A 26,269-nucleotide genomic window follows, 5' to 3' on the forward strand; every position below is an offset into this window, starting at 1 on the left:
CGCGGCACCGCCGGGGCCCCGCCCCCCGTGCAGGAGAACCTCCAGATCGCCGCGCGCCTGCGGGAATACGCCGGACTTCTGGAGGCCCAGGGCGAGGACGGCTTTCGCGTGGCGGCGTTCCGCACCGCGGCCCACGGCATCGAGACCTCGCCCGAGCCGCTGCGCCGCCTCTTCGAGAGCGGCGGCACCGGCGCGCTGATCGCGCTTCGAGGGATCGGGCGGGGCATCGCGGCGGCGATCGCCGAATTGCTGACGACGGGGCAATGGCGGCAGCTCGAGCGCCTGAAGGGCAGCCTGTCGCCGGAGGATCTCTTTCGCACCATACCGGGCATCGGCCCGGAACTCGCGCGACGCCTCGTCGATACGCTCGACGTCGAGACGCTGGAGGACCTCGAGACGGCGCTGCGCCTGGACAGGACGCAGGTGCCGGGGATCGGCCCGCGCCGTCGCGAGGCGATCCTCGCCGCGCTGGAGCAGCGGCTTGCGCGGATGCGGCGCGGGGCGGCGCCCTGTGGCAAGGGCGTGCCGCCCGTGTCGCTCCTGCTCGACGCCGACGCGCTCTACCGCGCGCGGGCGGAGGCCGGGGATCTCAGGCGCATCGCGCCGCGGCGGTTCAACCCCACGGGCGAGGCGTGGCTGCCGATCATGCACGCGCGCCGCGGCGACTGGCACCTGACGGTCCTGTTCTCGAACACCGCGCGAGCGCACGAGCTGGACCGGACGGGGGACTGGGTCGTGATCTACTTCCACGACACCGACGGCCCGGAGGAACGCTGCACCGTCGTGACCGAACGGCGCGGCGTCCTTGCCGGCAAGCGCGTCGTGCGCGGCCGCGAGGACGAGTGCCTGAGGCACTACGCGGCCAGTCCCGGCGGGGACGCGCCCGCCGATGCCGGCGCGCCCTCCGGCGCGGGCGGGCCCAGGCACTGAACCCGCCATTGAACCCTTTCACTGAACCCGGTCACTGAACCGCGAGGTCGTCCACCACCTTCGTCACGCCCGGCGCGGCCCATGCCGCGCGCTCCGCGCTTCTGCGCTCGCCGAGATAGCGGACGTTTCCCTTCAGCGTGACGATGCCGTCCTGCACGGCGACGCGGATACCCGAGGCGTCGAGTTCCGCATCGCGCATGAGCGCCTTGCGGATCCGGTCGGCGACGTCCTCGGCCGAGACGGCGGGCCTGACCTTCAGATCGTTGTCGATGCCGGTCACGCCCGTCAGCTTGGCGATGGCGCGTTCCGCCGCATCCGCCTGGTAGCGCCACTCGACGTCGCCCTCCAGGCTCACCCGCCCCTTGGAGACGGTGACATGGATCCGCTCGTCCGGGATCGACGTGTGCCAGCGCAGCGTGTTGGCGATGCGCTTCGCGATCTCGTCGTCCGCCGTGATGTGGGCGCCGATGGGGCGCACCTCGATCTCGTCCGCGATGGCGCGCACGCCGACCACGTTCTCCACGATGTCCATCGCCGTGAGCTTGTCGCTGTAGCTGCGGACATGGCCCGTCAGGGTCACCACCCCCTGATCGACGGCCACGCCGATATCGGCCGCATCGATGCTCGGCTCGAAGTCGAGCTCGTCGATGATGTCCAGCCGCAGTTGCTTGTCGGTCATCTCTTCCTCCATCCGGGGTATCGGAGGTGAGATCGTAGGCCTGCCGCGCGCGCGCGGCATTGACCGCCCGCAACGGCCCGCGCGCGCGGAGGGCTGCGCGACCGGGACCCACCCTGAATGTCGGGGCTGCCGGCGCCATGTTCGCCAAGGAAACGGCCAAGAACGGTCTGACGCGACAAGGGAGGGATTCGGGCGCGAACGCGCCGCGCGGAGCACGCAGATCCTCGCCAAAGCGCACAGGAAAACGCGCGATCCCCCCCAATGGGCGCACAAGAATGCGGCAGTTGCCGAAGACGCCGCCGCGAACGGCCGCACGGGCTTTCATGCGCCGGTGAACACGGCCAGTCTGGAATTGTCGATGCGCCGGGGTCTGTCTCCTCCCTTCCTTGCTGACCCTGGGCACGACATGAGAAAACTGCTGGCGACCCACCTCCTCGTCTCTCTTCCAACTGGCTGGGTCGCCAGTTCTTTTTCGGAGTAGAAGCTGGCAGGGCGCCCCATCGCGCGCCCCGGTCATTGCTCCCTTCCCCCGGGTCCGGCCCGGCAGGACAGGAGCAGGGCCATGCGCCACCCCGATCATCCCGACGCCCACCACGAGCTGTCCCGCGAGCGCCGCATGGGCGGCATCGGCGCGGCAGGCGCGCACGAGGTCGCGCTGATCGACCTGTCGGACTACGAGGACCGCAAGCCCCGGATCGCCGACGCGCTCTGGCAGGCCGCGACCACGCTCGGCCTCTTCCAGCTGACAGGCCACGGCATCCCGATCGCCAGCATCGAGGAGGCCTTCGCGCTGTCCGAGGCGTTCTTCGCCCTGCCCGAGCATCGGAAGGCCGCCCTGCCCCTGCGCCCCGGAACCAATGCCGGCTGGGAATTCAAGTCGCAGGTGCGCCCCTCCACCGGCACGCCCGACCAGAAGGAAAGCTACCAGATCACGCGGCCGCGGATGGAAGGGCTCTGGCCCGACCCGGCGGACATCCCGGGATTCCGCGAGACCATGCTGGCCTTCGAACGCGCGAACTGGGAAGTCGCGATGAAGGTGCTGTCGTGCTTCGCGCTGAAGCTGGGGTTCGACGAGGACCTCTTCGCCCGCGCCCACGATCCCGCCTCGCCCGACTACCAGTCGACGCTCCGGCTGATCCACTACCTGCCCATGCAGGACGCGCGGCCCGAGGATTTCGAGGGCTGGCGCGCGGGCGCGCATACCGACTTCGACTGCCTGACGCTCCTGCACCAGAAGACCGGACAGGGCGGCCTGCAGGTCTGCCCCGGCCACGCCGCCGAAGACGGCGCGTGGACCGACGTGGAGCCGCGCACCGGCATCATCACCTGCAACATCGGCGACATGCTGATGCGCTGGTCGGACGACAGGCTTCTGTCCAACCCGCATCGCGTGCGGATGCCCCGCGCCGACGAATATCTCGGGCCGCGTTATTCGATCCCCTTCTTCGCGCAGGCCAACAGGGATTTCGTCCTTCAGGGCCCCGACAAGGCCTATCCCGCGATCAAGGCGGGCGACTACATCCAGGAGCGGATCCGCGCGAATTACGATGCGCTGAAGGCCCGGCCCTGAGGGTGCGCCCTTCCGAAAATGCGTCGCACGGGTCACGCCCGAGACACATTCTTTCCCCGCGGCGGGGCCAATCAGGCCGACTTGGACGTGTTGACTGCACCGGTGTCCACGACGCGCCGGAGCATCCCGATGCACAAGAAGCCCAAACCAGCACCCCCCCAGGGCGGCCCCCCCGCGAAACCGCGCCCCCTGCCTGTCCGCTTCACCGACTGGGCCAGCATCTGATAGCCTGACCCGCGGGGAGGGCCCGCAGATGACGGACAGACCGGATCCCGGCGACAGGGTAAGCACGATCCGCAACATCGGTCCGGCGATGGAGCGCGCGTTTGCCGAGGCCGGCATCACGAGCGCCGCGGCCCTGCGCGACATGGGCGCGGACGGCGCCTATGCCCGCCTCGTCGCGGGCGGCCACCCGCCGCACTTCATCGGCTACTATGCCCTCGCCATGGGCCTGCAGGGGCGGCCCTGGAACGATTGCCGCGGAGCCGAGAAGGCCGCGCTTCGCGTGCGATTCGACGCGCTGGTGGCAAGCGCTTCACCGGAGGGGCCTGCCGGGATCGAACGCATCCTCGACGACATCGGGACCGGGCGGCGGCGATGACCCTCGCGGGAGGCGCGCCCTGCCCGCCCACATGGATGCGGGCAGGAACCCACGGGCGCCGCAACGGGTTCGCCTTCCAACAGGAAGGAGACCGCAATGGACATTCTGCGCATCGTCGCCGCCATCGTGCTGCCACCCCTCGGCGTCTTTCTCGAGGTCGGGCTCGGCAAGCACTTCTGGATCAACGTGCTGCTGACGCTTCTGGGCTACGTGCCCGGCATCGTGCACGCCGTCTACATCATCCTGCGGGAGCCGAGGGGCGTCAGATCATGACCCCCGAGGACCGCCAACTGCAGAAGCTCGAGCGTCTTGCCGGGCAACTGGACGCCGCCTTCCGCGTGCCCGGCACTGGGATCCGCATCGGCTACGATTCGATAGTGGGCCTGATACCGGGCGTCGGCGACACGCTGGCGCTGCTGCCCGCCGCCTACATCCTGAACGAGGCGCGCAAGCTGGGCGCTTCGAGGGGCGTCCTTGCGCGGATGGCGGGCAATACGGGCATCGACTGGGTGATCGGGGCGATCCCGCTCGTAGGCGACCTGTTCGACGTGGGTTGGAAGGCCAACCGCCGGAACGTGGCCCTTCTGCGGCAGGACCTGCAGCGCCGGGGGCGCCTCGGGCATGAAAAAGGGGCGGACAAACGCCCGCCCCCTGATCGTGCCTCCGGCCGCAGGCCGCTCGAGGCTTAGCCGGTGATTTCCATGCCGGCGAAGAAATACGCGATCTCCTCGGCCGCGGTCTCGGGCGCGTCCGAGCCATGCACCGAGTTCTCGCCCTTGGACAGCGCGAAGTCCTTGCGGATGGTGCCCTCGGCCGCCTCGGCGGGGTCCGTCGCGCCCATCACGTCGCGGTAGGTCGCGATCGCGTCCTCGCCCTCCAGCACCTGCACGACGACCGGCTCGGAAACCATGAAGTCGACCAGTTCGCCGAAGAACGGGCGCTCGCGGTGCACGCCGTAGAAGTGCTCGGCCTGGGCGCGGGTCATGTGGATGCGCTTCTGGGCGACGATGCGCAGGCCGGCGGCCTCGATCTTGGCGTTGATCGCGCCGGTGAGGTTGCGCTTGGTGGCGTCGGGCTTGAGGATCGAGAAGGTGCGTTGAACGGCCATGTGGTGCTCCATCGGGAAAGAGTTCGGCGCGCAGGTAGCATGAGGGTCCGGCATTGGAAACCCGCCCGTTGCCTCGCTGCGCGCGAGGCACGTTGACACTCTGCCCGGCGGCCTTCAAACCGCGCCCATGCTCAGGATCGAGGACATCTCATATGCCGTCGCGGGCCGCCCCCTCCTTGAGAGCGCGAGCGCCACGATTCCCGCCGGCCACAAGGTGGGCATCGTCGGGCGCAACGGCGCCGGAAAGACCACGCTCTTCCGGCTGATCCGGGGCGAACTGACGCTGGACGGCGGCGCCATCACCCTGCCCGCGCGCGCCCGCATCGGCGGCGTCGCGCAGGAGGTGCCGGGCTCGGAGGTCTCGCTTCTGGACACCGTGCTGGAGGCCGACACCGAGCGCGCGTCGCTCATGGCCGAACAAAGCGACGACCCCGCCCGCATCGCCGAGATCCAGACCCGCCTCGCCGACATCGACGCGTGGTCCGCCGAGGCGCGGGCGTCGTCCATCCTCAAGGGCCTCGGCTTCACCGACGCCGAGCAGCGCATGCCGTGCTCGGCCTTTTCGGGCGGCTGGCGGATGCGGGTGGCGCTGGCCGGGGTTCTCTTTGCCGAACCCGACCTCCTGCTGCTGGACGAGCCGACGAACTACCTCGACCTCGAGGGCGCCCTGTGGCTGGAAAGCTACCTGCAGCGCTATCCGCACACGGTGCTCATCATCAGCCACGACAGGGGCCTCCTGAACCGCGCGGTCGATCACATCCTGCATCTCGAGGGGCGCAAGCTGACGCTCTACACGGGCGGCTACGACGCCTTCGCCCGCGCCCGCGCCGAGACGCGCGCGGTGCAGGCCGCCGCCGCCAAGAAACAGGACGCGCAGCGCGCGCACCTGCAAAGCTTCGTGGACCGCTTCAAGGCCAAGGCCTCCAAGGCTCGGCAGGCGCAGTCGCGCGTCAAGATGCTGGAAAAGATGGAGCCGATCCGCGCCCCCGAGGATGCCGCGCGCACGGTCTTCGGCTTTCCCGAACCAGAAGAGCTTTCGCCGCCCATCGTGAACCTCGAGGGCGCGGCGGCGGGCTATGACGGCAAGCCGGTCCTGAACCGCCTGTCATTGCGCATCGACCAGGACGACCGGATCGCGCTCCTGGGGCGGAACGGCGAAGGAAAGTCCACGCTTTCCAAGCTTCTGGCGTCCAAACTTAAACCTCTGGACGGCACCGTCACGACCGCCTCCAAGTTGCGGGTCGGCTACTTCGCGCAGCACCAGGTGGACGAGCTGCACATCGACGAGACGCCGCTTCAGCACATCCGCCGCGAGCGTCCTGACGAGGCGCCGGCGAGGCTGCGCGCGCGCCTTGCGGGCTTCGGCCTCGGGGCGGACCAGGCCGAGACCGTCGTGGCCAAGCTTTCGGGCGGGCAGAAGGCGCGGCTGTCGCTGCTTCTGGCCACGCTCGACGCGCCGCACCTGCTGATCCTCGACGAGCCGACGAACCACCTCGACATCGAAAGCCGCGAGGCGCTGGTCGAGGCGCTGACCGCCTATTCCGGCGCAGTGGTCCTCGTCAGCCACGACATGCACCTTCTCGGCCTCGTCGCCGACCGGCTCTGGCTGGTCAAGGACGGCGAGGTTGCGCCCTATGACGGCGACCTCGAAAGCTATCGCCGCCTCCTGCTCAAGGGCGACGAGAAGCCTGCGAAACCGGAGAAGGCGAAGCCCAAGCCCGCGCCGGTGTCGAAGGACCGTCTGAAGGAACTTCGCTCCGAGGTGCGGCAGGCCGAGATGCGCCTGCAGAAGATCGAGGACATGCGCGAGAAGCTTGCCAAGAAGCTCGCCGATCCCGAGCTCTACGAGACCGAGCGCGCGGGCGACCTCGGCGTCTGGCAGAGGAAATACGCCGAAGTCATGGACGGCCTCTCGCGGGCCGAGGCGCTCTGGGTCGCGGCGGCCGAACGGCTGGAGGAAGCCGAGGCGCGCTAGGACGCGGCCCGGTCCGCCACCTCCAGCGCGACGAGACCCGGCGGCACGCAGGGCACAAGCAGGATGGCCGCGCCCGCGTCGCCGAAGACAGCCTGCGCCGCCTGCCCGTCCTGTCCTTGCTGCCCCTGGGCCACGAAGCGCACGACGGCGCCTTCGATGTCGTGCGCGGTGGCGACGATCCGGCGTTGGCCGCCCGCCTCCCGCTCGCTGTCGATGTCGAGCGTCAGGACCACCTCGCCCTCCGGCGCCAGCGCGATCAGGGCGATGTCGAGCGCGCGCGCGCCGTCCGGGACCGGCGCGACCTCGGCCGGACCGCTTGTCACGCGGACCTCGGCGGGATGAAGCGTTCCGCCGCCGCCGTATTCGGTATCGATCACCACGCGCCCCTGCGACGGTCCGAAATCGACCGTCAGACGCCCCGAGACGGCATCGCAGCCACCGGCATGGCGCACGAGGATGAGGTCGAAGGCGCTGCCGTCCTGCACGAAGACCTCGAGGACCGCCTCCTGCGCATGGGCGGGCATGGCCGCCAGAGCCGCGGCCGGAAGAAGGTGGCGAAGCTGCATGGGCCTGCGCGTCCTTGTGTCGGGTCGCCGAAAGGCTAGCGCGCGGAAGCCCGCGCGCAAAGCCCTGTCCCGCCTCGCCCCTTGCGGCACGCGGCCGAACCTGCCACAGCCCGGCCCCATGGAGATCGCCATCTACATACCGGCCTTCGTGGCGCTGTTCGTGATCATCGACCCCGTGGGCCTCGCGCCGCTTTTCGCCGCGCTGACGCAGGGCATGGACCCGCGGGAGCGCCGGGCGGTGGCGATCCGCGCCTGCCTCGTCGCGCTCGGCATCCTGACGCTGTTCGGGATCGCGGGCGAGGCGGTGCTGAATTTCCTCGGCATTTCCATGCCCGCCTTCCGCATCGCGGGCGGCGTGCTTCTGTTCCTGACCGCGCTCGACATGCTGTTCGAGCGGCGCGCGCAGCGCAGGCAGGGTCAGGCCGACACCGCGCATCCCGCCGATCCCTCGGTCTTTCCGCTCGCCATCCCGCTGATCGCCGGGCCGGGTGCCATCGCGACGATGATCCTTCTGACCGGGCAGGAAGGCGGCGGCGCGCTGCATGTGCTGGCGGTCCATGGCGTCATGGCGATCGTGCTTCTGGCCGTCTTCGCGCTGTTCCTTCTGGCCGCCCCGCTCGAGCGTCTGCTCGGGCCGACGGGCATCAACGTGGTCACCCGGCTTCTGGGGATGCTTCTGGCGGCGCTGTCGGTGCAGTTCGTGATCGACGGGATGCGCGATCTGCAGGTGATCTGAGGCGGCCGCGCCCCTATATACGGCTCCTCGACACGCGGCCACGGGACCCGGGCCGCGCAAACGGCCGGTGACATATCCATGCTGAACGGCGATCAGATCGGAAGCCTCGTCTACCTCGTCCTCCTGGCCGTGGCGATCGCCGGCTGGCTGTTCGCCTCGAGCCGCCGCAACCTTGGCCGGCTGGCGCAATACGCCGCCGTCTGGAGCTTCATCTTCATCGGCGCGATCGTGGCCGTGGGCCTCTGGAGCGACATCCGCCAGACCGTCGCGCCGCGCCAGTCGGTGATGCTGGACGGCGGCAGGATCGAGGTGCCGCGCGCGCCAGACGGGCACTACTACCTCACGCTCGGCGTGAACGGCGTGCCGGTGCGCTTCGTGGTGGATACCGGCGCCAGCGAGATCGTGCTGAGCCGCGAGGATGCGGCGCGGGCCGGCATCGCCCTCGACCGTCTGATCTTCTCGGGGCGCGCGCTGACCGCGAACGGCATGGTCGAGACCGCGCCCGTCCGGCTGGAGACGGTGCAGGCGGGCCCCGCCGTCGAGACTGGCGTCCGCGCCGTTGTGAACGCCACCGACATGCAGGACAGCCTTCTCGGCATGAGCTACCTGCAGCGGTTCGAGCGGCTGGAAATCTCGGGCGGGCGGCTGGTGCTGGAGCGCTAGGCGCCGCCGGACTGGGCCGCCATCGTCCAGCGGCCCGACTCCTCGGACCAGTATTTCGCACCTACCCCCGCCGAGGTCAGCGTCTTCCACTGCTCGCGCGCGGCCTGGACCGCGCCGGGATCGTGGCCGTCGAACAGGATCATGGCGCGCTGAAGCGTCGCCACCTCGTCCGCGCCGATGTCCGCGCCCTCGACCGAGACGAGGCAATCGGGCGCGTTCCCCGCCTGCCCCGTCGTCAGGAGGACCGGCTGCTCGGCGTCATGCGCGCCGCCCGCGCGGCCATGCGGCAGGAAACCGTCGCCGAGCCACAGGTGCTGGTCGAGCCGGTCCAGAAGCGCGTCGGTGCGCCCCCGGACCGCCACGCGCCACGACCGCTCCAGCGATTTCTCCAGCAGGACCCGCAGCGTCACCTCGAGCGGCTGGCGGGTCAGATGGTAGAAATACGCCTCGCCCATGGCGCCGGTCAGCCCTCGTAGCGGTCGCGCACCAGCCGGTCGAGCGACAGCACGCCCCAGCCGGTCGCCCCCTTCGGCGCAAGCCTGGTGTCGGACTTCACGCTCGCCACGCCCGCGATGTCGAGGTGGATCCAGGGCGTGCCTTCCTTCACGAAGCGGCCGAGGAACTGCGCCGCCGTGATCGAGCCCGCGTCGCGCCCGCCCACGTTCTTCATGTCGGCGATCCGGCTTTTCAGCTTCTCGTCGTAGGCCTCGCCCATCGGCATCCGCCACGCGCCCTCGCCCTCGGTCTGCGCGGCCTTGAGAAACGCGCCGCAGAAGTCGTCGTCGTTGGAGAAGACGCCCGCGTTCTCGTGGCCAAGGCCGATGATGATGGCCCCGGTGAGCGTGGCGAGGTCGATCATGCCCGACGGCTTGAAGCGATCCTGCGCGTACCACATGACGTCGCACAGCACGAGACGGCCTTCGGCGTCGGTGTTGATGACCTCGACCGTGTCGCCCTTCATGGACTTCACCACGTCGCCCGGACGCTGCGCGCGGCCGCTCGGCATGTTCTCGACAAGGCCGATCAGGCCCACGACGTTGGCCTTGGCCTTGCGCCCCGCGAGGGCCTTCATCACCCCCGCGACGGTGCCCGCGCCGCCCATGTCCATCGTCATGTCCTCCATGCCGGCGGCAGGCTTAAGGCTGATGCCGCCGGTGTCGAACACGACGCCCTTGCCGATCAGCGCGAGCGGCGCCTCGTCCGCGCCTCCCTTCCACTGCATCACGACGACCTTCGAAGGCGTCTCGGAGCCCATGCCGACGGCCAGAAGCGTGCGCATCCCCAGCCGCTCCAGCTCGTCCTCCTCGAGCACCTCGACCTCGACGCCGAGATCTCCGAGCGCCTTCATCCGCTCGGCGAACTCGATGGTGGACAGGACGTTCGAGGGCTCGTTCACGAGGTCGCGGGTCAGGAAGACGCCATCGGCGAGGGGTGCGACGTCCGCCCAGGCGGCCCGGGCCTCGTCGGGCTTGGACACCATGAAGGTCGCGGCCTCGGCCGGCGTCTTCTCGCCCGTCTTGTGATCGGCGAAGTCGTAGAGGCGCAGCACGAGGCCGAGCCCCATCTCGGCCACCCGGGCGGTCGCGCCCGCGCAGACCGTCAGCGCGCCCTTGCCGCGCGCCTTGGCGATCGCGGCACCCGCCTTGCGCGCCTCGTCCACGGAGGGACGGCGCGGCAGCTTGCACACGAGGATCTCCTCGGCCTGAAGGCCCGCCGGGAAGCCGAGGCTCATGACCTCGCCCGTCTTCGCCTTCTCGAACCGCTCGGCCTCGGTCAGCCGCGCGAGCGCGCCGCGCGTCAGGCGGTTCAGCCTGCGGGCGGCGGGATCGAGCTTGCCCTCGGGCGGGACCACGACGGCGATCTTGCCGGCCACGTCCTTGAGGGCGTCGATGTCGGTTTCGGTGAAGGTCAGGGAAATCGGCGTAGTCATCTGGGCGTCCTGCTGATGCGGGTCTGTCGTGGCGGGCCGGTCTGGCGTATCCGTATGGCGGCGACATTAGGGTGCCGGCGGCGGAATGGCCAGATCGCCCTGTTGCAGACGGCCGGCTTGCTTTAAACTCCACATGCAGTCGTTCGCGCCGCCCGCACCCGCATCATGTGGATGCCTCGGGCGCGGGCGCGCAGGCACGCGGCGCCATGCGCCCGAGGGGAAACGTCACCGCCCGAGGACGGCGGCCGGACAGGAGACAGGCGTGGGACGGTTCGACCGCTACATACTGACCCAGCTGATCGTCCTGTTCGGCTTCTTCAGCCTCGTGCTGGTCTCGGTCTACTGGATCGAGGCGGCGGTGGACCTGTTCGACACGCTGATCGCGGACGGGCAGAACCTGAGCGTCTTCTTCGAGTTCACGGCCCTCGCCCTGCCGCAGATCATGCTTCTGGTGCTGCCGATCTCGGCCTTCGTGGCGACGCTCTACATCTTCAACCGGATGATCGGGGAAAGCGAACTCGTGGTGATGCAGACGGCGGGCCTTTCGGCGTGGCGCCTGCTGCGGCCCGTGCTTCTGTTCGGCCTTCTGCTGGCGTCGCTTGTCGGCGTGCTGGGCAACGTCCTCGCACCCTCCGCGCGCAGCCAGTTCATCGACCGGCAAGCCGAGGTGCAGGAGGATCTGACAGGACGCCTGCTGCGCGCGGGAGAGTTCATCCATCCCGCCCGCGGCCTGACCGTCTACATCCGCGAAATCACCGAGCTGGGCGAATTCGAGGACATGTTCCTGCAGGATCGTTCGCAGCCGGGCGTGGAGACGACCTACACCGCGACCACCGCGCTCCTCGTGCGCTCCGAGGCGGGGCCGCGCCTCGTGATGTTCGACGGCATGGCCCAGTCGCTCGACCGCGCGACGGGCCGGCTTTCGACCGTGACCTTCTCTGATTTCACCTACGACGTCGCCGCGCTGATCGCGGAGGGGCGGGCGAGGTCCTTCGACGTGCGCGAACTGCCCACGAGCCTTCTGATTCGCGCCGATGCCGAGCTGGCGCAGGAAATGCGCCTGCCGCTCGCGCGGATGCTGTTCGAGGGGCACGGGCGCATCGCGCGGGCGCTCTTCTCGGTCTTTCCGCCGCTCATCGGCGCGGCCTGCCTGATGCTGGGGCACTTCTCGCGCTTCGGGGTCTGGCGGCAGATCCTGCTGGCGGTGGTGCTGGTTGTGCCGCTTCAGGTGATCTGGAACGCCTCGGAATCGGCGGGACGCAACGACGCGGACCTGTGGTATCTCGCCTATGCCCAGCCTGCGGCGGCGGCGCTTCTCACGCTGGCGATCCTGACCTTCGCGGGCACGCGCCGCAAGGTGCTGGCGGGATGGCTGAGGCGCGCATCGCCCTCCGACACGGAGGCCGCGGCATGATCCTGCACCTCTACCTCGCCCGCCGCTTCCTGCGCGCCATCCTCATCGTGACGGCGGTGTTCGTCGGCATCCTGATGCCCATCGACATCGCCGAGCAGATGCGCCGGATCGGCGGCGAACAGGGCCTTGGCGCGGTGGTGGAGCTGTCGCTCCTGAACCTGCCGAGGGCGCTTTACGCCTGGCTGCCGCTGTTCGTGATGCTGGCCACCGTGGTCCTGTTCCTCGGTCTCGCACGCAGTTCCGAGCTTGTCGTCGTGCGCGCGGCGGGCCGCTCGGCGCTGCGCACCGCGCTCTCGCCGGTCGTGGTCGCCTTCGGGATCGGGGTCCTCGCGCTTCTGATCCTGAACCCGATCGTGGCGGCCACCTCGCGCGAATACCAGCTGACCGTCGCGCGCTACCAGGGCGCCGAGGAGCGCGCCGTCTCGGTAAGTTCCGAGGGCCTGTGGCTCAGGCAGGGCACGCTGACCGAGCAGACGGTGATCAATGCGCAGGGCACCAATTCCGACGGCACGCACCTGTTCGACGCCACCTTCTTCACCTTCGACGCCGAGGGCATCGTCACACGGCGGATCAGCGCCGAGGAGGCGCGCCTCGTGGATGGGGCGTGGAACCTCGAGGGGGTCAAGTCATGGCCCCTCGCGGGCGCGCCCAACGCCGAGGCCGCAGCGAGCCTTCAGGACCGGCTCGTTCTGCCCTCCACGCTGACGGCCGAGCAGATCCGCGACAGCTTCGGCCGCCCCTACACGGTGCCGATCTACGAGCTGCCCGGCTTCATCGCGCAGCTGAACGCGGCCGGATTCGCCGCCGTCCAGCATCGCATCTGGCTGCAGATGCAGCTTTCGAATCCGCTGATGCTTTCGGCGATGGTCCTGATCGGCGCGGGCTTCACGATGCGGCACACGCGCTTCGGCAAGACCGGAATCATGGTCCTCGCCGCGATTCTTCTCGGATTCGGGGTGTATTTCATTCGCGATTTCGCGGAAGTTCTGGGAGAGAGCGGGCAGTTGCCCGCATCCCTCGTCGCGTGGGCTCCGCCGGTATCGGCGATCCTGCTCGCCATGGGGATGTTGCTGCATATGGAAGATGGCTAGACGCACGGGAAAAATGACAGGCGCGCGGCGGGTCTCCGCCGCGGCGCTGATCGCGGGGATGGCCTGGGCCGCCCCCGCCCCCGTCGGCTATGCGCAAGGCGTGCCCGCCACCCTCATCGCCGACGACATCAGCTTCGAGCAGGGCAGCGAGACGATCACCGCGCGCGGCGGCGTGGAGGTGTTCTACGAGGGCGCGCGGCTGCGGGCGCAGTCGATCACCTATACCGGCGCCGGAGACCGCATCTCGGTCGAGGGGCCGCTCACGCTGATCGATCCGTCCGGCAACGCCATCATCGTCGCCGATTTCGCGGACCTGTCGGCCGACCTGCGCGACGGGGTGCTGCAATCCGCGCGCCTCGTGCTCGACCGGCAGCTGCAGATCGCGGCGACGCGCATCGACCGGGTCGAGGGCCGCTATTCGCAGGCCTATCAGGCCGTGGCCTCGTCCTGCGAGGTCTGCGAGGACAACCCGATCCCGCTCTGGGAGATCCGCGCGCGCCGCATCATCCACGACGAAGAGGCCCAGCAGCTCTATTTCGAAAGCGCCCAGTTCCGCGTTCTCGGCGTGCCGGTGATCTGGCTGCCGCAAATGCGCCTGCCCGACCCCACGCTGGAACGCGCGACGGGCTTTCTTTCGCCCTCGATCCGCGCCACGGACACGACGGGCACTCAGATCAAGGTCCCCTACTTCATCGCGCTCGGCGATCACGCGGACCTGACACTGACGCCGTGGATCGGCCTCGGCGACAGCCAGACGGTCGAGCTTCGGTACCGGCAGCTCTTCCGCAACGGGAGGATCGAGGCCGAGGGCTCGCTCACGGCGGACGAGCTGACCGACGACGACATCCGCGGCCATCTCTTCGCCAACGGCTCGTTCCGGCTGCCCCGCGACCTCGACCTGACATTCCGCATCGAGGGCGTGACCGACGAGGGCTATCTCACGACCTACGGTTTTCCCGATCCCGACCTGCTGCAAAGCGACATCCGCATCGGGCGCACCGAGGCCGACACGCATTTCGACTTCGGGCTGACGAACTACGTCTCGCTCCGGGACGGCGACGACAACGACACGCTGCCCACGCGGGTCGCGGACGGCCGTTACGTGCACCGCTTCGAGCCGGACCGCATCGGCGGCATCGCCGAATTGCGGCTCGACGCGCTTGGCTACCTGCGGCCCTCGGACGTTCCCGGCACGGACACGCGCGGGACGCCGCGGACCGACGACGACCGGCCGCAGGCGACCGACACGGCGCGGCTGACCGCGGTGCTGGACTGGCGCCGCACCGAGGTCCTGCCCGGAGGCTTCGTGCTGACGGTCGAGACGGCGCTGGCGGGGGACCTCTATGCCAGCCGCCAGAACGCCGATCCCGACCTGAACGACACGGAAGCGCGCCTGACGCCCTACGGCGCCCTCGAGCTGCGCTACCCGCTCCACCGTGCGGGCGCGGGAGGCGTCTCGCACCTTCTGGAGCCCGTGGTGCAGGTGGCATGGTCCGAGACGCAGGGCGGCGACGTCCCCGTCGAGGAAAGCGCCATCGTCGAGTTCGACGAGGCCAACCTCTTCGCTCTGGACCGTTTCCCCGGCGCGGACCTCCGCGAGGAGGGGCGGCGTGCCGCGCTCGGCATCGGCTACACGCGCATCGCGCCCGGCGGATGGTCGGCGGGCGTGACCGCCGGGGTGATCCTGCGCGCCGACGAGGCGGTGGGCTTCACGCCCGGCTCGGGCCTCGACGGGCGCACCTCGGACTGGCTTGTCGCGGCGCACCTGACGTTCGGGGACGGCTTCCGCGTGGTCAACCGCGCGCTGTTCGACGAGGACTTCGATTTCACCTCCAACGAGTTCGCGTTCAACTGGAGCGCGCCCGACTACAACGTGAGGTCGACCTACACCTGGCTCGAGGCCGACCCGTTCGAGGGGCGGCCCGAGGATACCGGCGAATGGACAGTTGGCGCCGGCTACCGCTTCGACACCGACTGGACGGCGGGCGTCAGCTGGCGTTACGACTTCGCCGAGACCGAGCCGACGCGCGCCGGCCTGAACCTCGGATACGAGACCGAATGCGTCGACGTCGACTTCACGGTGACGCGCCGCTACACCAGCGCGCCGACGCTGGAGGCGACGACCGAGTTCGGGGTCACGATCGGCCTCAACGGCTTCGGCGCGGGCCGCGAGGGACGCAGCCGGGCGCGCACATGCCGCAACTGACGGCGCGCGCGCCGCGGCCTCGCGGCCGCAACACCAGACGGCGCGGCGCTTGCGCCCCGCCAGAGAGACGAAGATAAGGTGCCCATGACGAACCGCCTGCCCCGCTTCCCGACCCTGATCCCGGCGCTTTGCCTCGCCGTGGCGCTTGGCGTGCTGACGCCCCTGCCCGCCGCGGCCCAGAGCCCCTTCGCCGTCGCCGTGCAGGTGAACGACGACATCGTGACGAATTACGAGATCCAGCAGCGGAGGCAGTTCCTGTCTTTGCTCAACGCGCCCGCCGAGGTGGTTTCGCGGGCGCGCGAGACGCTGGTCAACGAGCGCCTGCAGAACCAGGCGGCCGAGCGCCTCGGCGTCACGGCCGGGCCCGACGAGATCGAGGCCGCCGTCGCGGAATTCGCAGGCCGGGCCAACATGTCGCCACAGCAGTTCATCGGCGCGCTCGGCCAGGCGGGCGTCGCGCCCGAGACCGTGCGCGACTTCCTCGAAGCGGGGGTGAACTGGCGCAACGTGGTGCGCGCGCGCTTTGCGCAGGCCGCCGCCGTCAGCAACGACGAGATCGACCGCGCGCTTTCGATCAACCGCACGGGCGGCGCGCCCGACATATCGGCGATCGATTATGCCACGATCCCGATCGCGGGCGGCCGCAGCGGGAATGCGCTGGCGCGCGCGCAGGCGCTGCGCGACAGCGTGGACACCTGCGACGACCTCTATGGCGTGCGGCCCGCAGGCCTCGAACGGCAGCAGGCTTCCCCCTCGCAGATACCGCAAGACGTGGCCGCGGCCCTCACGCGGCTCGACGCCAACGAGATGTCCTTCGATGTCGTGCGCGGCGACGTGCTGCTGGTGACGATGCTCTGCGAACGCACCACCGCCGCGCCCGAGGGTGCGCGCGACCAGGTGCGCGAACAGCTGTTCCAGCAGCGGATGCAGGCCTATGCCTCGAGCTTCCTCGAAGAGCTTCGGGCGGACGCGATCATCACCTATTCGGACGGCTGAGCCATGTCGCACGGTCCGGCACCCGTCGCCCTGACCGTGGGCGAGCCGGCCGGCATCGGCCCGGAACTGGCGGCCATGGCGTGGTCGCGCCTCGCCGGCCGCGTGCCCTTCTTCGTCATCGGCGACCCCGACCATTTCGCGGGTCTCGGCGTGCCCGTCCGCACCATCTCCGCCCCCGCAGAGACGGGGCGCGCGCTGGCGTCCGGGCTTCCGGTCCTCGCGCATCCGTTTTCCGCCCCCGCGACGCCGGGACGACCCGCGCCCGAGAACGCGCAAGCCGTCATCTCGGCCATCGCGCGCGGCGTGCACCTGGTGATGAGCGGCGAGGCCTCGGCCCTGACCACCGGTCCGATCCACAAGAAGGCGCTGATCGACGGCGCGGGCTTCGCCTATCCCGGCCATACCGAATACCTCGCCCATCTCGCGGGCGTGGAGCGTGTGGTGATGATGCTGGCGGGACCGGACCTGAAGGTGGTGCCCGCCACGATCCACATTCCCCTCGCAGACGTGCCCGGCGCGATCGACCGGGCGCTTCTGTCGGACACGATCCGCATCACCGACGCCGGCCTGCGGCGCGACTTCGGCATCAAAAGCCCCCGGATCGCCGTCGCGGGACTGAACCCCCATGCCGGAGAGGGCGGCGCGATCGGCCGTGAGGAGATCGAGACCATCGCCCCCGTGATCGAGGCGCTGCGGGCCGAGGGCCTGGCCGTCACCGGCCCGCATTCGGCCGACACGATGTTCCACAAGGCCGCGCGGTCGCGCTTCGACGCGGCGGTGACGATGTATCACGATCAGGCGCTGATCCCGATCAAGACGCTGGCCTTCGACGAGGGCGTGAACGTGACCCTTGGCCTGCCCTTCGTGCGCACCTCGCCCGACCACGGCACGGCCTTCGACATCGCCGGAACCGGCCGGGCCAACCCCTCAAGCCTGATCGAGGCGCTGTTGCTGGCCGAGCGCATGGCCGCGACGCGCGCCTCCGGGGTCCGTGCATGAGGCGCCCCCCGCAGCGCCCCGCCCGATGAGCGCCATCGATACCCTTCCCCCGTTGCGGCAGGTCATCGCCGCGCACGGCCTGTCGGCGCGCAAGGCGCTGGGGCAGAACTTCATCCTCGACCTCAACCTCACCGCGAAGATCGCGCGGATCGCGGGCGACCTCGCCCATGCCGACGTGCTCGAGGTGGGGCCCGGACCAGGCGGCCTGACACGTGGGCTTCTGGCGGAGGGCGCGCGCCGCGTCGTGGCCGTGGAGAAGGACGCCCGATGCCTGCCCGCGCTGGCCGAGATCGCCGAGGCCTGTCCCGGCCGGCTGGAGGTGATCCACGGCGACGCGCTGGAGCTCGACTGGGCCGCGCATCTCGCGCCGCCGATCAAGGTCGTGGCGAACCTGCCCTACAACGTGGGAACCGAGCTTCTGGTGCGCTGGCTCACGCCCGCCGCATGGCCCCCCGCCTGGAGCAGCCTTACGCTGATGTTCCAGCGCGAAGTGGCCGAGCGGATCGTCGCCGTGCCTGGGTCCAAGGCTTACGGGCGGCTCGCCATTCTCGCCCAGTGGCGTGCCGATGCGCGCATCGCCATGACGCTGCCGCCCGAGGCGTTCAGCCCGCCGCCCAAGGTCCGCTCGGCCGTGGTGCAGATCGAGGCCCTGCCCGAACCGCGCTATCCCGCGGACGCCGCGATCCTGTCGCGCGTGGTCGCCACCGCCTTCAACCAGCGGCGCAAGATGCTGCGCGCCGCGCTGCGCGGGCTGGCCCCCGATATCGAGGACAGACTTGTATCGGTCGGGATCGCGCCGACGGAACGGGCCGAGGAGGTATCGCTCGAGGCGTTCTGCGCGCTTGCGCGAACCTTCGAGTGACCCTCGTTTAACTTGAAATCGGGAACCGGGGCGGGAATGGCCCCCGGTCGGGGCCACGCCATTGCGTCAGGCTTTCACGTCAGGCTTGCCGCGCCGTCTCGGGCCGCCGGCAGTCGAGGGACGTCATTCCGCCGCTTCGCGGGACGAGCCATCACCGTCGGTGCCGCCCGAATCCGGGCCCTCGCCGCCCTCGGCGTCAGCCTTCCTGGGACGGCGCGTGCGGCTGCGCTTGGGTTTCGGCGCGCTTTCGGGCGTCTCGACCAGCGTGCTGTCGCCGTCGCCCTGATCGGCGGTGTCGATCACCGCGTCGAAGGATCGGCCGTCCTTGCCCTCGCCGCCCCGATCGCCCCGGTCGGACTTGTCGCCACGGTCGCCACGCTCACCACGGTCGCCCCTGTCGCCCCTGTCGCGCTGCTGCCGGCCGCCATCGTGCGATGCGCCCTGCTGCTCGCCCTGCTGACCTTCGCCCTGCTGGCCGCCGCCCTGCTGCTGGCCGCCGCCTTGCTGGCCGCCCTGCTGGTCGCGGCGGGCGTCCTGCTCACGCTGCGCTTCGGCGAGCATCCGCAGGTAGTGCTCTGCGTGCTGCTGGAAATTCTCGGCCGCGACGCGGTCGTTTCCAAGCTGCGCATCGCGGGCAAGCTGGTTGTACTTGTCGATGATCTGCTGCGGGGTTCCGCGCACCTTGCCCTCGGGGCCGGAGGAATCGAACACCCGGTTGACGATATTGCCCACCGAACGGTTGCGGTTCCCCTTGGACCGCGAGCGGTTCTTAGATGATCTCATGTGTTTACTATTGATCCAGTTGTCCTGGGTGTTGCGAGGGTGGCGCCTTTGGGCCCCGAGACCGCGAACACGCCGAGCCGGTGGTATCGAATGGCCCGTGGTATCTGACGAAATCGGCGCAGGGAGGCGTGTTGCCATCCATCCCGCGCCAGTCTGAATAAACACGGGCTGCGGGCCGAAACAAGGCGAAATCGTAAAAAACCGCGGATTTTACCGCAAGTTGCGCGCCAAAGGCCCGTGGTAGCGCTATCAAGCCCCGCAGCGGCGGCCCAGGACCACGCGCTGCCTCCCCGTAAGGTCGGGACGGATGCGGACGTCTTCAAGCCCCGCGGCCCGAAACAGCGCCGATACCGCCGCGCCCTGGTCCCGGCCGATCTCGACCGCGAGACGGCCGCCGGGCTCCAGATGGGCGGGCGCGCCCGCAAGGATCGCGTGGTAGGCCCCAAGCCCGTCGCCGCCCGGGCTGAGGGCGCCCGGCGGCTCGAAGCGGGTGATCTCGGGCGCGAGCGCCGCGTACTCCGCTTCGGTCACGTAGGGCGGATTGGAGACGATCAGATCGAAGCGCGCGCCTTCGGGCACGCCCCCCCACCAGTCGCCCCGCGCGAACGAAAGGCGGTCCGAGACGCCGTGGCGCGCGGCGTTCTCGCGGGCCACGTCCAGCGCGTCTGCCGAGATGTCGGTGGCGAGGCCCGTCGCGCCCGCGCGCTCGGCCAGAAGCGTGACGGCAAGCGCGCCCGAGCCCGTGCCGAGATCGAGCAGCCTCTCGAAGGGGTCGCAAAGCGCCGCCTCGACCAGCGACTCGGTATCGGGGCGCGGCGTCAGGACGGCGGAGGACACGACGAATTCGCGGCCATGAAAGGCCCAGTACCCGAGGATCTGGGCCGTTGGCTCGCGCGCGGCGCGCCGCTCGAGCATCGCGTCGGCGGCGGCCAGCGCCGCTTCGGGCAAAGGATCCGGTCCCGCCGCGGCGAGGCGCGCGGCACTCCAGCCCGTCGCCGCTCGCAGCAGAAGCCGCGCGTCGCGCCGCGCCTCATCGGCGCCGATCAGTGGCCCGAGGCGCGCGACCGCCGCGCGCAGCCATGCGTCTGTGGCGACGTTCAATGGCGGGGATGTGGCGCGCGGCATCGGTCGGCCACCCCTCACGCTTCCATGTCGGCCAGCATCCGCGCCTGCGCGTCCTCGGTGAGCGCGTCGATGATCTCGTCCAGATCGCCCTGCATGACCTCGGGCAGGCGATAGAGCGTCAGGTTTATGCGGTGGTCGGTCAGGCGGCCCTGCGGAAAGTTGTAGGTCCGGATGCGCTCGGACCGGTCGCCGGTGCCGACCTGAGACTTGCGGTCGGCGGCGCGCTCGGCCTCGGCGCGGCGGCGCTCGAGGTCGAACAGGCGCGCGCGCAGGACGGCCATCGCGATCTCGCGGTTGCGGTGCTGCGACTTCTCCGACGAGGTCACGACGATGCCCGTGGGCAGGTGCGTGATGCGGACCGCGCTGTCGGTCGTGTTGACGTGCTGCCCGCCCGCCCCGGAGGCGCGCATCGTGTCGATGCGGATGTCGGCCGCGGGAATGTCGATATCCACCGCCTCGGCCTCGGGCAGGACGGCCACGGTGGCCGCCGAGGTGTGGATGCGCCCGCCGGATTCCGTCTCGGGGACGCGCTGGACCCGGTGGACGCCGCTTTCGAACTTCAGCCGCGCGAAGACGCCCTCGCCCGCGATGCGCGCCGTGACCTCCCGGATGCCGCCCAGCTCGGTCTCCTGCAGATCCACGATCTCGACCGTCCAGCCCTTCGCTTCGGCGTAGCGGGTATACATCCGCAGCAGGTCGCCCGCGAACAGCGCCGCCTCCTCCCCGCCGGTGCCGGGGCGGATCTCGAGCATCGCGGGGCGGGCGTCGGCCTCGTCCCTCGGCAGAAGCGAGAGGCGCAGCGCCTGCTCGGCATCCCTTATGGCAGGCTTCAGGCGCGCGATCTCCTCGTCGGCGAGGTCGCGCATCTCGGGGTCGGAGGCCAGCGCCTCGGCGCCCGCAAGCTCGTCGCGGAGGGCGTCGTAGTCGGAGATGCGCGTGACGACGGGCTTCAGCTCGGAATACTCGCGCGCAATCGCCGCGATGGCGTCGGGCGCCGCGCCCGCGTTCAGCTGCGCCTCGAGATACTCGAAGCGTTCGGTGATCTGGCGAAGGCGGTCGCGGGGAAGCATGGCGCGGATGTGCAGGCGCGGGCGCGCGCGGTCAAGGGGCGGCGGCGCTCAGGGCGTCGCGGCGTCGATCCATCGCGCGACCCGCGCCGCGTTCACGCCGAGGTCCGACTGGCCGAAACGCGAGCGCGAGAAGATCTCGACGCGCGTGCCCTCGCCCTCAGGGGAAAGCCGTATCGAGACGGCGTCGGGAAAGCCCATGAGCCGCGTCCGCGCGACATAGGTGGCATGGCCCTGTGCAAGATCGCCTGCGATCAGCGTGGCGCCGTCGGCCTCGGCCACGGCGGCGAGGCGGGCGGCCACGGTCGTGGGCGGGCTGTCGATGCGCGCCGCGCTGTCGCCCGCGCGAAGCGCGTAGTTCGGCGTGCCCGGCGGCGTGGCCGTCGCGGGATCGGCGTGCCAGCGCTCGGGCGGCATCGGGGCGAGACGAAACAAGACCGCCGCGCCGAGGACGGCGACGGCGAGGACGGCGAGAACGAGAATGGCGATACGCATGACCCCGCCATGACAAGAGGGGCCGCGAAGGTCAAGCCTGCCCTAGCGCCCCTCGTGCTTCTCGAGGAAAGCCTCGACGGGGAGTTCGCGGAAATCGTCCAGCGCGGCGCGGATGCCTGCGTGGTCCCAGTCCCACCAGGCCAGCGCGATCAGGCGCTCGGCCAGCGCGGGGGGCTGGCGCGGGCGCAACGGACGCGCCGGGCACCCCGCCACGATCGTGTAGGGCGCGACATCCTTCGTCACCACCGCGCCCGCGGCGACGACGGCCCCGTGGCCCACGGTGAGCCCGGGTTTCACGATCGCGCCGTGCCCGATCCAGGTGTCGTGGCCGACATGGGTCCTGCGGCTGGCGCGATGGGCGAAGAAGGCCGCGTCGTTCCCGGCGTCGGGCCAATAGTCGGCAGAGCGGTACATGAAGTGATGCAGGCTCGCGCGGTCGAGCGGGTGATCGGTGGGCCCGATCCTTGCGAAGGACGCGATGTTGGAGAACTTGCCCACGCTCGCATTCGCGATGTCGCAGAAGCGCGTCGTGTAGGAATAGTCGCCAAGCTCGGAATTCAGGAGGACCGACCCCTCCCCCACCTCGGTATACCGGCCAAGCGTGCTGTCGGTGATGCGCGCGCCGTCATGGATGCGCGGCTCTTCGGTGAGGGACTTGGACATCGGACGCCTTTCGTTTCTTCCCGCGCGGTGAAGCAGACCTCCGTGACGGCGTGATGACAAGCGAAAGGGGGGCGCTGCCCCCCGGCCTGCGGCCTCCCCCCGGAGTTTTTCGGCAAGGATGAAGCCCGCGGGGGTCAGGCCAGCGCGGCCGCGGTTGCGCGTGCGATCACGCGCTCCTCGTCGGTGGGGATCACGAGAACGGGGACCGGGCCCGCGTGGATCTCGATCGCGTTCGCGGCGTTGGCGTCCGCGTCGACGGCGAGCCCCAGGAAGCCGAGCCTGGCGAGGGCGCGGGCGCGGATCTCGGGGCTGTTCTCGCCGATGCCGCCGGTGAAGACGAGCGCATCGACGCCGCCGAGAATGGCGGCCATGGCGCCGATCTCACGGGTCAGACGGAAGACATAATAATCAACGGCTTCCGAGGCGTTCTTCGTGTCGGACGCCAAGAGGGTGCGCATGTCGTGGGACAGGCCGGAGAGGCCCTTCAGGCCGCTTTCGCGGTAGAGAAGCGTGGTGATCGCCTCCGCGTCCATGCCCTCGCCCATCATGTGCAGGATCACGCCGGGATCGAGCTGGCCGCAGCGGGTGCCCATCGGCATTCCGTCGAGCGCGGAAAAGCCCATGGTGGAGCCGACCGAGCGCCCTTCGCGGATCGCACAGAGCGAGGCGCCATTGCCGAGATGCGCCACGATGACCCGGCCCCGCGCGAGGGGGCCGAAGTCCCGTTCGAGCCGGCCGGTGATGAAGTCGTAGCTGAGCCCGTGGAAGCCGTAGCGCCGCACGCCGGCATCGTAGAAGCGGCGCGGGAGGGCGAAGGTGTCGTTGACCCACGGGTGGCCGCGGTGGAACGCGGTGTCGAAGCAGGCGACCTGCCGCGCGCCGGGGAAGGCCGCGACGGCCGCCCGGATGCCCGCGATGTTGTGCGGCTGGTGCAGGGGCGCCAGCGACGACAGCGCTTCGAGCGCCTCGATCAGGGCGGGCGTCAGTTCGCGCGGGGTGGCGATGTCGGGACCGCCGTGGACGACGCGATGGCCGACGCCGGCGACCGGCTGCGGGCCGAGATGCGGGGCGAGCGCGTCGAGGATGGCGCGCAGGCCGCCGGCATGGTCGGTGGCGTCGACGGCGCGCGCACCGCCCGCCCCTCCCGTCCCGGTCGTCACGACGAGCCGCGCCTCGGGCCCGAGGCGGTCGACCTGGCCGCGCAAGCGTTCCTCGGGCTCGGGTCCCGGCGCGTAGAGGCCGAACTTGATCGAGGAGGAGCCCGCGTTCAGCGTCAGGACGAGGCCGCTCAAGGCGCGAGGCCCCGCAGGACGCCGCGGGCGTTCGCATAGAGCGCCGCGACCGCGCAGGAGGCCAGCCGCGCGCGGTCGTCGTCGGCGCGCGAGGTCAGGATCACGGGCACCTGCGCGCCCATCACCACGCCCGCCGCGGCGGCATGGGCGAGGAAGGTCAGTTCCTTCGCGATCATGTTGCCGGCCTCGAGGTTCGGGGCCACGAGGATCTCGGCGCGCCCGGCCACGAGGCCCGTCAGGCCCTTGGTGCGCGCCGCGCCGAGATCGACGGCGTTGTCCATCGCCAGCGGCCCGTCCACGAGGCCGCCCGTGATCTGGCCCCGGTCGGCCATCTTCGAGAGGATCGCGGCATCGAGCGTGGAGGGGATCGAGGACGTCACGGTCTCGACCGCCGACAGGATGCCGACCTTGGGTTGGGCGATCCCGAGCGACAGCGCGAGGTCGATCGCGTTCTGCACGATGGAGACCTTGGTCTCGAGGTCCGGGGCGATGTTGATCGCCGCATCGGTCACGAACAGCAGATGGTCGAGGCCCGGCACGTCCATGACGAAGACATGGCTGAGGCGGCGGTTCGTCCTGAGCCCGCCCTCCTTCTTCAGGATCGCGTGCAGAAGCTGGTCGGTGTGCAGATGGCCCTTCATCACCGCGCTCGCGCGCCCTTCGTGGACCAGCGCGACGGCGCGCAAGGCGGCGGCGCGGTGGTCGGGAATGTCCACGATCTCGATGCCCGAGATGTCGGCCCCGGCTTCCTGGGCGGCGGCCTCGATCCGGGCACGCGCGCCCACGAAGACGGGATCGATCAACGTGTGGTCGCGGCCGAGCAGCGCCCCCATCAGCGCATCGGGGCTTTCGGGGCAGACGACGACGGTGGGCATGGCCGGCAGCGGCTCGGCCCGGTCGAGCAGGCGGTCGAAATTGGCGTGGCTCTGCACGGTCAGGCCCGGCATCCCCTCGACGTCGAAGCTGAGCGCGTGGTCCGGCGCCCTCACCCGCGCCTCGCCCGTGCAGATCGCGCCCTTGGGGCCGTCCACGCGGGTGGAGAGCCGCACCTCGCCATCCGGCCCCTTCTCCTCGACGCGGACGGTCACGGTCAGCGTGTCGCCGGCATGGGCGCGGCCGACGAAGCGGACGTCCTGCGACAGGTAGAGCGTCCCTGGCCCCGGAAGCTGGTTGCCGAGCACGCCCGAGATCAGGGCCGCGACCCAGGCGGACGGCGCTACCGCCTCGGGCACGCCGTCGCCATCGCCGTCGTATTTCGGCAGGTGCATCGGGTTCACGTTGCCGCTTGCATGGGCGAAGACGTAGAGATCGTCCGCGCGCACGAGCCGCCGGGTCGAGGCCTCCATCCCCGGCGTGAGATCGGCGTAGGGCGTGGCCGTGAAGATGGTCATGACGTTCCGTCGCTTTCGGGCATGGACTGATCCCGCCTACCCTAGGGCGCATCGCGCGCGCCACCTTGATTTGGGTCAGGTCGCAGCACCGCTTGCGGTCGCCGCGCGCCCGGTCCAGTTTCGCCGTGCCGACAACAGGGGACAGGGACATGGGCGACGGGGTCGACACGAGTGGAAACGGCGGGGGCATGGCGCGGAAGATCATCATCGACACCGATCCGGGGCAGGACGACGCGGTCGCGATCCTGCTGGCCCTGGCCAGTCCCGAGGAGATCGACGTCCTCGGCATCACCGCGGTCGCGGGCAACGTGCCGCTGGAACTGACCCAGAAGAACGCGCGCAAGATCTGCGAACTCGCCGGGCGCAGCGACGTCCCGGTCTTCGCGGGATGCGCGGCCCCCATGACGCGCAAACTCGTGACGGCCGAGCACGTCCACGGCAAGACCGGGCTCGACGGCACCGACCTGCCCGATCCGAAGATGCCGCTCCAGGAGGCCCACGCCGTCGATTTCATCGTCGAGACGCTGCGCCGCGAGCCCTCGGGCACCGTGACGCTCTGCCCGATCGGGCCGCTCACCAACATCGCCACGGCCTTCCGGCGCGCGCCCGACATCGTGGGGCGGGTGCAGGAGATCGTCCTGATGGGCGGCGCCTATTTCGAGGTGGGCAACATCACGCCCGCGGCCGAGTTCAACATCTACGTGGACCCCGAGGCCGCCGACATCGTGTTCCGCTCGGGCGTGCCGATCACCGTGATGCCGCTCGACGTGAGCCACAAGGCCCTGACGACGCGCCCCCGCATCGAGGCGTTTCGGGCGCTCGGCACCGAGGTCGGGCGCGCCGTCGCGGAATGGACCGACTTCTTCGAGCGCTTCGACATGGCGAAATACGGCTCGGAGGGGGCGCCGCTCCACGATCCCTGCGTGATCGCCTACCTGATCCGGCCCTCCCTGTTCACGGGGCGGCACGTCAACGTCGAGATCGAATGCGCCTCGGAGCTGACGCGCGGGATGACCGTCGCGGACTGGTGGGGCGTCACCGACAGGCAGCCCAACGCCACCTTCATGGGCGATCTCGACGACGCGGGCTTCTACGACCTTCTCGCCGGCAGGCTCGCGCGGCTCTAG

27 protein-coding genes are annotated in these 26,269 nt (G+C 70.3%); 15 read left to right on the plus strand and 12 right to left on the minus strand.

From position 1 onward, the window contains the following. Window positions 1–27 precede the first annotated feature (27 nt). Window positions 28–930, plus strand: coding sequence for a helix-hairpin-helix domain-containing protein (locus P6F26_RS08365; protein ID WP_278028214.1), 903 nt, complete (start codon window positions 28–30; stop codon window positions 928–930). A 31-nt stretch (window positions 931–961) separates the two neighbouring features. On the opposite strand, the gene P6F26_RS08370 is transcribed toward P6F26_RS08365, so the two are convergent. Then, window positions 962–1,609 carry a BON domain-containing protein gene (locus P6F26_RS08370; RefSeq protein WP_278028215.1) on the minus strand — a complete coding sequence of 216 codons (648 nt, stop codon included), beginning with the start codon at window positions 1,607–1,609 and terminating at the stop codon, window positions 962–964. Between the two features lie 562 nt (window positions 1,610–2,171). Here P6F26_RS08370 and P6F26_RS08375 point away from each other — a divergent pair. From P6F26_RS08375 to P6F26_RS08390, 4 genes are all read left to right on the plus strand, one after another. Next, window positions 2,172–3,179 carry an isopenicillin N synthase family dioxygenase gene (locus P6F26_RS08375; protein WP_278028216.1) on the plus strand — a complete coding sequence of 336 codons (1,008 nt, stop codon included), beginning with the start codon at window positions 2,172–2,174 and terminating at the stop codon, window positions 3,177–3,179. 253 nt (window positions 3,180–3,432) lie between these two features. Next, entirely contained in the window at window positions 3,433–3,780 is a 348-nt protein-coding gene (locus tag P6F26_RS08380; RefSeq protein WP_278028217.1) for a TfoX/Sxy family protein, read from the plus strand. 96 nt (window positions 3,781–3,876) lie between these two features. Next, window positions 3,877–4,053, plus strand: a complete 177-nt coding sequence (locus P6F26_RS08385; RefSeq protein WP_278028218.1) for a YqaE/Pmp3 family membrane protein — start codon at window positions 3,877–3,879, stop codon at window positions 4,051–4,053. Continuing rightward, window positions 4,050–4,469, plus strand: a complete 420-nt coding sequence (locus tag P6F26_RS08390) for a DUF4112 domain-containing protein (RefSeq protein WP_278028219.1) — start codon at window positions 4,050–4,052, stop codon at window positions 4,467–4,469. The genes P6F26_RS08385 and P6F26_RS08390 overlap by 4 nt, the downstream gene beginning before the upstream one ends. On the opposite strand, the gene ndk is transcribed toward P6F26_RS08390, so the two are convergent. Beyond that, window positions 4,466–4,888 carry a nucleoside-diphosphate kinase gene (gene ndk / locus P6F26_RS08395; RefSeq protein ID WP_278028220.1) on the minus strand — a complete coding sequence of 141 codons (423 nt, stop codon included), beginning with the start codon at window positions 4,886–4,888 and terminating at the stop codon, window positions 4,466–4,468. The genes P6F26_RS08390 and ndk overlap by 4 nt on opposite strands. A 127-nt stretch (window positions 4,889–5,015) precedes the next feature. Here ndk and P6F26_RS08400 point away from each other — a divergent pair, with 127 nt between their 5' ends. Beyond that, complete coding sequence (locus P6F26_RS08400) at window positions 5,016–6,863, plus strand: ABC-F family ATP-binding cassette domain-containing protein (RefSeq protein ID WP_278028221.1); 1,848 nt, start codon at window positions 5,016–5,018, stop codon at window positions 6,861–6,863. Here the strand turns inward: P6F26_RS08400 and P6F26_RS08405 are convergent. Next, on the minus strand, window positions 6,860–7,429 hold the full coding sequence (locus P6F26_RS08405) for a hypothetical protein (RefSeq protein WP_278028222.1): 570 nt from the start codon (window positions 7,427–7,429) through the stop codon (window positions 6,860–6,862). The genes P6F26_RS08400 and P6F26_RS08405 overlap by 4 nt on opposite strands. A gap of 118 nt (window positions 7,430–7,547) precedes the next feature. Here P6F26_RS08405 and P6F26_RS08410 point away from each other — a divergent pair, with 118 nt between their 5' ends. Continuing rightward, window positions 7,548–8,165, plus strand: coding sequence for a MarC family protein (locus tag P6F26_RS08410; RefSeq protein WP_278028223.1), 618 nt, complete (start codon window positions 7,548–7,550; stop codon window positions 8,163–8,165). Window positions 8,166–8,243: 78 nt separating this feature from the next. Further along, the gene (locus tag P6F26_RS08415) at window positions 8,244–8,828 is read left to right on the plus strand and encodes a retropepsin-like aspartic protease family protein (protein ID WP_278028224.1); all 585 of its coding nucleotides are present in this window, start codon (window positions 8,244–8,246) and stop codon (window positions 8,826–8,828) included. Here P6F26_RS08415 and P6F26_RS08420 read toward each other — a convergent pair. Next, window positions 8,825–9,283 (minus strand): DNA polymerase III subunit chi, encoded by a 459-nt coding sequence (locus P6F26_RS08420; protein WP_278028226.1) that lies wholly within the window; start codon window positions 9,281–9,283, stop codon window positions 8,825–8,827. The two genes, P6F26_RS08415 and P6F26_RS08420, sit on opposite strands and share 4 nt — an antisense overlap. Before the next feature lie 8 nt (window positions 9,284–9,291). Then, window positions 9,292–10,758, minus strand: a complete 1,467-nt coding sequence (locus P6F26_RS08425) for a leucyl aminopeptidase (RefSeq protein ID WP_278028228.1) — start codon at window positions 10,756–10,758, stop codon at window positions 9,292–9,294. Between the two features lie 262 nt (window positions 10,759–11,020). On the opposite strand from P6F26_RS08425, the gene lptF reads away from it, so the two are divergent. From lptF to rsmA, 6 genes are all read left to right on the plus strand, one after another. Then, window positions 11,021–12,172 (plus strand): LPS export ABC transporter permease LptF, encoded by a 1,152-nt coding sequence (gene lptF, locus P6F26_RS08430; protein ID WP_278028229.1) that lies wholly within the window; start codon window positions 11,021–11,023, stop codon window positions 12,170–12,172. Continuing rightward, complete coding sequence (lptG, locus tag P6F26_RS08435) at window positions 12,169–13,263, plus strand: LPS export ABC transporter permease LptG (RefSeq protein ID WP_278028230.1); 1,095 nt, start codon at window positions 12,169–12,171, stop codon at window positions 13,261–13,263. The genes lptF and lptG overlap by 4 nt, the downstream gene beginning before the upstream one ends. After that, the gene (locus P6F26_RS08440) at window positions 13,256–15,469 is read left to right on the plus strand and encodes an LPS-assembly protein LptD (RefSeq protein WP_278028231.1); all 2,214 of its coding nucleotides are present in this window, start codon (window positions 13,256–13,258) and stop codon (window positions 15,467–15,469) included. The genes lptG and P6F26_RS08440 overlap by 8 nt, the downstream gene beginning before the upstream one ends. A gap of 84 nt (window positions 15,470–15,553) precedes the next feature. Next, on the plus strand, window positions 15,554–16,465 hold the full coding sequence (locus P6F26_RS08445; RefSeq protein WP_278028232.1) for a SurA N-terminal domain-containing protein: 912 nt from the start codon (window positions 15,554–15,556) through the stop codon (window positions 16,463–16,465). Window positions 16,466–16,468: 3 nt separating this feature from the next. After that, window positions 16,469–17,464: a 4-hydroxythreonine-4-phosphate dehydrogenase PdxA gene (gene pdxA / locus P6F26_RS08450; RefSeq protein ID WP_278028233.1), complete on the plus strand. Its 996-nt coding sequence runs from the start codon at window positions 16,469–16,471 to the stop codon at window positions 17,462–17,464. 25 nt (window positions 17,465–17,489) lie between these two features. Continuing rightward, entirely contained in the window at window positions 17,490–18,326 is an 837-nt protein-coding gene (rsmA, locus tag P6F26_RS08455; protein WP_278028234.1) for a 16S rRNA (adenine(1518)-N(6)/adenine(1519)-N(6))-dimethyltransferase RsmA, read from the plus strand. A 123-nt stretch (window positions 18,327–18,449) separates the two neighbouring features. On the opposite strand, the gene P6F26_RS08460 is transcribed toward rsmA, so the two are convergent. The 7 genes from P6F26_RS08460 to P6F26_RS08490 form a co-directional block, all read right to left on the minus strand. Further along, window positions 18,450–19,109: a DUF4167 domain-containing protein gene (locus P6F26_RS08460; protein ID WP_278028235.1), complete on the minus strand. Its 660-nt coding sequence runs from the start codon at window positions 19,107–19,109 to the stop codon at window positions 18,450–18,452. A 249-nt stretch (window positions 19,110–19,358) separates the two neighbouring features. Further along, a complete protein-coding gene (gene prmC / locus P6F26_RS08465; RefSeq protein WP_278028236.1) occupies window positions 19,359–20,234 on the minus strand; it encodes a peptide chain release factor N(5)-glutamine methyltransferase in 876 nt (291 codons plus the stop codon). 14 nt (window positions 20,235–20,248) lie between these two features. Further along, window positions 20,249–21,304, minus strand: a complete 1,056-nt coding sequence (gene prfA, locus P6F26_RS08470; RefSeq protein ID WP_278028237.1) for a peptide chain release factor 1 — start codon at window positions 21,302–21,304, stop codon at window positions 20,249–20,251. A 48-nt stretch (window positions 21,305–21,352) separates the two neighbouring features. Then, window positions 21,353–21,796, minus strand: a complete 444-nt coding sequence (locus P6F26_RS08475) for a DUF1499 domain-containing protein (protein ID WP_278028238.1) — start codon at window positions 21,794–21,796, stop codon at window positions 21,353–21,355. A gap of 42 nt (window positions 21,797–21,838) precedes the next feature. Beyond that, complete coding sequence (locus P6F26_RS08480) at window positions 21,839–22,459, minus strand: LbetaH domain-containing protein (protein WP_278028239.1); 621 nt, start codon at window positions 22,457–22,459, stop codon at window positions 21,839–21,841. A 134-nt stretch (window positions 22,460–22,593) separates the two neighbouring features. Next, window positions 22,594–23,751: an acetate/propionate family kinase gene (locus P6F26_RS08485; protein ID WP_278028240.1), complete on the minus strand. Its 1,158-nt coding sequence runs from the start codon at window positions 23,749–23,751 to the stop codon at window positions 22,594–22,596. Then, complete coding sequence (locus P6F26_RS08490; RefSeq protein WP_278028241.1) at window positions 23,748–25,142, minus strand: bifunctional enoyl-CoA hydratase/phosphate acetyltransferase; 1,395 nt, start codon at window positions 25,140–25,142, stop codon at window positions 23,748–23,750. The genes P6F26_RS08485 and P6F26_RS08490 overlap by 4 nt, the downstream gene beginning before the upstream one ends. A 188-nt stretch (window positions 25,143–25,330) precedes the next feature. Between P6F26_RS08490 and P6F26_RS08495 the strand changes: the two genes are divergently transcribed. Further along, entirely contained in the window at window positions 25,331–26,269 is a 939-nt protein-coding gene (locus P6F26_RS08495) for a nucleoside hydrolase (RefSeq protein WP_278028266.1), read from the plus strand.

The organism is Roseicyclus salinarum, assembly GCF_029624655.1.
In the GTDB taxonomy this organism is placed as follows: Bacteria; Pseudomonadota; Alphaproteobacteria; order Rhodobacterales; family Rhodobacteraceae; genus Roseibacterium; species Roseibacterium salinarum.

Coding starts and splice junctions, on each gene's coding strand:
- P6F26_RS08370 (WP_278028215.1), bottom strand. CDS start 1,609: ATGACCGACAAGCAACTGCGGCTGGACATCATCGACGAGCTCGACTTC.
- P6F26_RS08375 (WP_278028216.1), top strand. CDS start 2,172: ATGCGCCACCCCGATCATCCCGACGCCCACCACGAGCTGTCCCGCGAG.
- P6F26_RS08380 (WP_278028217.1), top strand. CDS start 3,433: ATGACGGACAGACCGGATCCCGGCGACAGGGTAAGCACGATCCGCAAC.
- P6F26_RS08385 (WP_278028218.1), top strand. CDS start 3,877: ATGGACATTCTGCGCATCGTCGCCGCCATCGTGCTGCCACCCCTCGGC.
- P6F26_RS08390 (WP_278028219.1), top strand. CDS start 4,050: ATGACCCCCGAGGACCGCCAACTGCAGAAGCTCGAGCGTCTTGCCGGG.
- ndk (WP_278028220.1), bottom strand. CDS start 4,888: ATGGCCGTTCAACGCACCTTCTCGATCCTCAAGCCCGACGCCACCAAG.
- P6F26_RS08400 (WP_278028221.1), top strand. CDS start 5,016: ATGCTCAGGATCGAGGACATCTCATATGCCGTCGCGGGCCGCCCCCTC.
- P6F26_RS08405 (WP_278028222.1), bottom strand. CDS start 7,429: ATGCAGCTTCGCCACCTTCTTCCGGCCGCGGCTCTGGCGGCCATGCCC.
- P6F26_RS08410 (WP_278028223.1), top strand. CDS start 7,548: ATGGAGATCGCCATCTACATACCGGCCTTCGTGGCGCTGTTCGTGATC.
- P6F26_RS08415 (WP_278028224.1), top strand. CDS start 8,244: ATGCTGAACGGCGATCAGATCGGAAGCCTCGTCTACCTCGTCCTCCTG.
- P6F26_RS08420 (WP_278028226.1), bottom strand. CDS start 9,283: ATGGGCGAGGCGTATTTCTACCATCTGACCCGCCAGCCGCTCGAGGTG.
- P6F26_RS08425 (WP_278028228.1), bottom strand. CDS start 10,758: ATGACTACGCCGATTTCCCTGACCTTCACCGAAACCGACATCGACGCC.
- lptG (WP_278028230.1), top strand. CDS start 12,169: ATGATCCTGCACCTCTACCTCGCCCGCCGCTTCCTGCGCGCCATCCTC.
- P6F26_RS08440 (WP_278028231.1), top strand. CDS start 13,256: ATGGCTAGACGCACGGGAAAAATGACAGGCGCGCGGCGGGTCTCCGCC.
- P6F26_RS08445 (WP_278028232.1), top strand. CDS start 15,554: ATGACGAACCGCCTGCCCCGCTTCCCGACCCTGATCCCGGCGCTTTGC.
- pdxA (WP_278028233.1), top strand. CDS start 16,469: ATGTCGCACGGTCCGGCACCCGTCGCCCTGACCGTGGGCGAGCCGGCC.
- rsmA (WP_278028234.1), top strand. CDS start 17,490: ATGAGCGCCATCGATACCCTTCCCCCGTTGCGGCAGGTCATCGCCGCG.
- P6F26_RS08460 (WP_278028235.1), bottom strand. CDS start 19,109: ATGAGATCATCTAAGAACCGCTCGCGGTCCAAGGGGAACCGCAACCGT.
- prmC (WP_278028236.1), bottom strand. CDS start 20,234: ATGCCGCGCGCCACATCCCCGCCATTGAACGTCGCCACAGACGCATGG.
- prfA (WP_278028237.1), bottom strand. CDS start 21,304: ATGCTTCCCCGCGACCGCCTTCGCCAGATCACCGAACGCTTCGAGTAT.
- P6F26_RS08475 (WP_278028238.1), bottom strand. CDS start 21,796: ATGCGTATCGCCATTCTCGTTCTCGCCGTCCTCGCCGTCGCCGTCCTC.
- P6F26_RS08480 (WP_278028239.1), bottom strand. CDS start 22,459: ATGTCCAAGTCCCTCACCGAAGAGCCGCGCATCCATGACGGCGCGCGC.
- P6F26_RS08490 (WP_278028241.1), bottom strand. CDS start 25,142: ATGACCATCTTCACGGCCACGCCCTACGCCGATCTCACGCCGGGGATG.
- P6F26_RS08495 (WP_278028266.1), top strand. CDS start 25,331: ATGGCGCGGAAGATCATCATCGACACCGATCCGGGGCAGGACGACGCG.